Below are 5,760 nucleotides of genomic sequence, written 5' to 3' on the forward strand. Positions count from 1 at the left end.
CTGCGTGACCGACGCCTTATGGGCTAAATGCCGCATCCTGCATTCCCCAAGGGTGATTTTTCCATGTCGGATCGGGTAGAGCGGTGTGCGGGAGGTATCCGGTGAAGTGATCGGCTGTGGCGGTCAGCGTCCGGTGGAGATCGTCAGGGTTGTGCTGCCACCAGTCGTTGAGATCCTTCACCCCGACCGGCGGCATGACGGTCAACACGAGGTGACCGCGGTGGGCGAGCCGGTCGGCGAGGCTGGCTGCGGCATTCTGCCCGGCCGGGAGCTTGCCGGGCCTGGTGGCGGTGTCGTCGTCGAAACAGACGAGGAACGTGGTCGTGTCGGGAAACCGGGCGGTGATGCGGCCGGTGAGAGCCTGGGCGCCATCGGGTCCGGCGTGGGCGGTACCGAGGACGGCGACGGCGGTCAGGCCCGTGTGGGCGACGGTGAGCGCGTCGGGGAAACCCTCGCAGAGGACCGCGACGTCGGGTCGGGGTGTCTCGACGGTGGACAGGAACGCGACCGTCGGGTTGAGGGCGCGGCCACGGACGGGCTGGTCGTAGCGGCGGTTCATGGCCGGGTTGAGGTAGCGCAGCTGGTAGTAGCCGGCGCGGCCGCTGTCGGGGTCGAGGACGGGGAACACGACGCCGGGACCGCGGTGGGGCAGGCCGTCGGGGCGGGGTAGCAGGCGGGGGCCGGGATCGAAACCGATCCGGTTGACCGCAAGCAGAAGATCGGTGAAGCCACGGCCGTGTAGGTAACGGCGGGCACCGGCCCCGATCGGTTCCCACAGCAGCCGCGCCGCCGCGGACACGACGGCGTCGATGGCGGGGTCAGCGTCCCGCGGCGGCGCGGGCTCCTGCGGTGGCGGAGCGGTCGGGCTGGTCCGGCGCCGGACGGGGGTGGGGGAATCGGGCTGGTCGAGGCCGACCCGGCAGGCAAGGTCGGCGAGGGCATCGCGGACCCCCATCCCAGAAGAGATCATCAGCAGGTCGATGGCGGTGCCGCCCTCGCCGCAGGCGTGGCACTTCCACCGCTGGTATCCGCGGGCACCGGGGTAGACGCCCATGCTGGGGTGGTTGTCGGGGTGGTCCGGGTTGGGGCAGTGCCAGCGGGCGCCGGCCCCGCGGCCGCGGGGTTCGCCGCAGACTTCGGTGGCCAGGGCGGCCAGGTCGGTGGTGGTCAGGACGGCGTCCCGGTCGATTCTCGGCATCGGTGTCCCTCACGGTGCGCAGCGGGCATGGTTCCTGCATCCCCGCTGTGTGAATCCGACCCGGTGCACCGGAACCGACGCCGCCGGTTTTCTTGACCGACGGGCTCGGCCGGCCCACCCGTGCCGGCGCTCGCCGTCGTCGGGATCGGCCGCCGGGGCTGCTGAACTGCGGCGCTGACAACCGCGATGACCGCCGGGATGCCACCGCGGACGCCCGGCGCGGCCGCCGTCTGCGAGCGGATGGCCGCTCGGATGAGTCCGACGATGCGCGGGTTTCCCGCGATGAGTGGCACGGTGTGCGGCGCGATGACCGGGACGGTGATACCGGTACGGACCGTTACCTGCCATGACGTACACCGAGCATCCCCATCCCGCCGACCACGCCGCGGACCCGGCCGCGGTCGCGGTCGCGGTCGCGTTCGACCCACGGACGGAGGTCCTACGCCGCTGGCAGGCCGACTGGGACCGCTGGGCGCACAGCGACCACGCCCACGACGGACTGCGTCGCTGGACCGCGGACCCGACGCTCACGCCGCATGTCGGCTCGATCGCGGTCCTGCTCGCGGCATGCGGCCGGGACCGCCAGGTCCCCAACGCGACCGCAGACGCCCGCCTACACGCGCTGATCATCCATGCGCGGGGTGGGGACCACGCGGCCGGCCGAGTGGTACTGGAACGGGTGATGCCCGCGTTGACCGGCCGGGCAGCCCGCTGGGCGACCCGCTCGTCGCTGCCGTTCCGCCATGCGGTCGAGGAACTCGTGGCCTCGGCCTGGCTGGTCATCGCCGCCTACCCGGTGGACCGCCGCCCCGTGAAAATCGCGGCGAATGTGGTCCGGGACGCCGAATACCAGCTCTACGGCTACACCCCGATGATCCACCGGCGGACCTGCTCCTACCCCGACCCACCCGAACAGGCCGCCCGGTTGGACGGCCGCCCCGCCGACCCGTCACATCCCGGCGGGGAACTGTTCGATCTGATCGCCGACGGCCTGGCCGGTGGGATCCCCGCCCCGATGCTGCGAACCGTCGCGGCCCTGGCGGCCGGCTTCTCCCCAGGGGAGATCGCCGCCGAGGCCGGCATCACCGTGCGAGGGGTCTGGCGGCGCCGGGACCGGGAGGCCCGTGCGCTCGCCGCCACCGTGGCCGCCGGTAACCCGACCACCGACCGAGCCACCGCCGCCCGGGCCACCGAGCAGGCCGGCGGCCGGCGATGACCGACGGCGGGGACGGCCCGACGCTGGCCGGCGCCGAAACGGCGCTGCTCACCGGCGGGCTGTGTCTGGGCGGACTGAGCGCCGCGGTATGGGTCGGTGTCCAACTCGCCGCGGTGCTCTTCGGCGCCCACCGGCCCGTCCCGGCCGGCCCCCACGCCACCGTCGCGGCCCTACCCGCCCTGCTGGTCCATCCCACCGATCCGCGCCACGCCTGGCCCGACCCGATCGCCGCCGGCCTACCCGGCCCGGTCGGCTACTGGACCGCCACCGTCCTGCCACTCGCCGCGTTCGCCGTGCTCGCCGCCGTCCTGGTGGTGTGGGCCGGTCGCGGCGGGGTCGGGGTGGCCCGCCGCCGGCGGATGGGCCTGAACCCCGAAGCCCACTTCGCCCGGCTGTGGGACCTGACACCGCTGTGGGTATCCGCACCGACCCGCGGCCGGATGATCCTCGGCACGGTCCGGACCGGCCCGCTCCACCGACTCCTGGCCACCGAAAACCCGACCAGCCCCCTGGACCGGGCCGTGCCACGGGTGCTGCGCCGGCGGGCGGAGCGCCGCCGCGGCGGCCGCGGCGCGGTCATCGTCATCGGCCCGTCGCAGTGCGGGAAAACCTCGGCGTGCGCGATCCCCGCCATCCTGGAATGGGACGGCCCGCTGATCGCCCTGTCGGTGAAAGCCGACCTGATGGGCGCCACCCTCACCCGCCGCCGCCGTCTCGGTGATGTGCGGGTGTTCGACCCCACCGGCATCACCGGCGAACCGTCGGCGGCCTGGTCCCCGCTGCGTGACGCCCAGCGCCTCGCCGGCGCCCGCCAGGCCGCCCGGTCCATCGCGAACAGCACGGACTGGAACGCCGGCGCCTCCGGGGACATGAGCTTCTGGGTCAGCGCCGCCGAGGATCTCCTCGCCGCGCTGTTCTGGACCGCGGCCCGCACCGGCCTGGGCATGGACAGCGTCGTCGGCTGGATCCAGGCCATGGACAAAGACACCGTCACCCGGCTGCTGGCGGCGTTCGCCGCCCACACCGACCCCGACATCGCCGCCGAGGGCCGTCAGGTCCACGACAGTTTCACCGCGGTGTGGAAAACCGACCAGCGCCAAATCTCCTCGGTGTATCTGGTGGCCCGCCAGATGGTCCGCCCCTGGCAGGAACCCGCCGTGGCCCGCTCCGCCGCCCACCCGGCGATCGATCTGGTCTGGCTCCTCGACACGAACTCCACCGGCGGGCCGGCCGGCCGGGGGAACAGTCTGTTTCTCTGCGCGGACCTCGACGAGGCCGACCGGCTGGCCCCCGTCCTCGGTGGCCTCCTCGACGATCTGATCCGCGACGTCTACGCCCAGGTCGCCCGCACCGGCCAGCCCCTGGACCCACCGCTGCTCGTCGTCATCGACGAGGCCGGGAACTGGCCGATGCGTAACCTGCCCGGCCGGATCTCGACCTGCGCCGGGATGGGCATCCAGCTGATGCTCGTCTACCAGAGCAAAGCCCAGATCGACGCCGCCTACACCACCCGCGCCGACATCGTCCTGTCCAACGCCGTCACCAAAATCTTCTTCTCCGGCCTGTCGGACACCGCCAGCCTCGACTACGCCGCCGCCCTGCTCGGTAGCGAACACATCTCCGCCCGGTCGGTGTCTGCCGACCTCGCCCCGGTCGGTGCCAGCCGGCGAGGGGTCTCCGACGCACCGACCCGCCTGGAGCTCCTGCCCTCGGCGTTGCTGCGCCAGGTCGCCCCCGGTCAGGCGCTGCTCATCCACCACACCCTGCCGCCCGTCCATCTGCACGGCCGGTACTGGTTCCGGGACCCGGCGCTGCACGCCCTCGCGACCGGCACACCCGCCGACCCGGATGCCGACACCGATGCCGACCCGGATACTGACGCTGACCCTGCACGGTCCGGGTGGTGGCCGCGGCTGTCGGCCCTGTGGAAACACGCACCGTCCCGACGGCCACGGCGGGCACGGTGATGACCCGGCCGGTTCCCGGCCACGACGACCCGCCCGCAGCGCTGGCGCCGGCCGCACCGAGCCTGGACGGCATCGCGGCGGTCATCGCACCGCGCACCCCTGCGCACATCGGCACGCACCTCGACGCGCGCATCGCCCCGGTCATCGGCCGGGTCATCGGCCCGGTCATCGCCGCAGGCCCCGATGCCGATCCGTGGACCGCCCCGCCCGCGGACACCCGCGGCGGATGGGTACCGGCGCGTAACCGCGGCGGACCGGCGGTGCTGGAGACCACCGACGGCGGCTGGCAGCTCGGCGCCGACCCGGACACCGGCTGGTGCGTGGCCGTGTACCGACCCGGACCGCTGACCATGGACACCCTGTTCGACACTCCGACCGCGATGGTGGTCACCGTGTCCAGCCCGGACCTGGAAGCCCGCCTCGGCTGGATCCTGCCCGACACCGTCCACACCGCGATCCAGTCCGGTCACGCCGTCCTGCCCACACCACCGGACGCCACCACCGGACGAACCCCCACCGGGGTACCGAAACCACTGAAACCACTGGAATCGGACAACAGCCGGCGGCCCACCCCGTCCCATCGGGTACACATTCCCGGCCGGCCAACGGAAACCTACCGGCGGGCACTGGCCGGCTCCCGGGTGCTGCACTCCTGGGTGCTGGACAGCCTGAAAAACCCCGCCGACCACTACCGGATCGACATCGTCGCCCTGCGCCCCGCGACCACCAACCGCGCAGAGTCCATTCCGGACCGGAAGACGCTGGTCTACCGGCTGTGCCAGAACCATCGGGTGGTCTTCGCCGGCGACGACATCGAGGTCCCCGCCGGCATCGACCTCCGCGGCGACGACACCCTGCGCCACCTGGTCGGGATGCTGCTGGAACCGGCTCCGGAACCGGCCATGGCGCTCAGCCGCGCCCAGCAGGCGTTCCGCACCCGGCACGCCGACGAACTCCACAGCCTCACCCTCGCCATTCCCGCCCCCTACCCGGCGGGTACCCGCGTCGCGGTGCGCCTGCCCGAGGGCGCCCTGCTCACCGGCACCGTCCTCGACCGGATCACCGACCGGGCCGGCACGGTCGGTTCCTACAGCTGGCGACCCGACCACGCCCGCCTACCCGGCCACCCCTGGCACACCGACACCGACCAGCGCAACCGAATCGTCAGCCCCGCCCACGCGGTCACCGCCACGCTGCTCCCCGCGGATCCCGGACTGAACGGTGACCACCCAGGGTTTCCGCTGCCGTACCGGACGACCGTGAGCTACCTCACCGACGACGGTGACCTACGCACCGGCGAGACGATCCGCGCCGTCCCCACCGCCGACGGCCACACCTACCACGTCCGGTTTCCGGACACACCACACGACCTGGTCACG

Annotated in this window: 4 protein-coding genes; 3 read left to right on the forward strand and 1 reads right to left on the reverse strand. The window is 73.0% G+C overall.

From position 1 onward, the window contains the following. Positions 1-16: 16 nt before the first annotated feature. Positions 17-1,198 (reverse strand): toprim domain-containing protein, encoded by a 1,182-nt coding sequence (locus tag U9979_RS11475; protein ID WP_322779372.1) that lies wholly within the window; start codon positions 1,196-1,198, stop codon positions 17-19. A gap of 346 nt (positions 1,199-1,544) precedes the next feature. Between U9979_RS11475 and U9979_RS11480 the strand changes: the two genes are divergently transcribed. The 3 genes from U9979_RS11480 to U9979_RS11490 form a co-directional block, all read left to right on the forward strand. Beyond that, positions 1,545-2,414 (forward strand): hypothetical protein, encoded by an 870-nt coding sequence (locus U9979_RS11480; RefSeq protein ID WP_322779373.1) that lies wholly within the window; start codon positions 1,545-1,547, stop codon positions 2,412-2,414. Then, positions 2,411-4,381 carry a type IV secretory system conjugative DNA transfer family protein gene (locus tag U9979_RS11485; protein WP_322779374.1) on the forward strand — a complete coding sequence of 657 codons (1,971 nt, stop codon included), beginning with the start codon at positions 2,411-2,413 and terminating at the stop codon, positions 4,379-4,381. The genes U9979_RS11480 and U9979_RS11485 overlap by 4 nt, the downstream gene beginning before the upstream one ends. Continuing rightward, the coding region (locus U9979_RS11490; protein ID WP_322779375.1) for a hypothetical protein at positions 4,339-5,760 on the forward strand (1,422 nt) is incomplete at its 3' end. The genes U9979_RS11485 and U9979_RS11490, both read left to right, overlap by 43 nt.

This window comes from Protofrankia sp. Cas4, from assembly GCF_963555915.1.
In the GTDB taxonomy this organism is placed as follows: domain Bacteria; phylum Actinomycetota; class Actinomycetes; order Frankiales; family Frankiaceae; genus Protofrankia.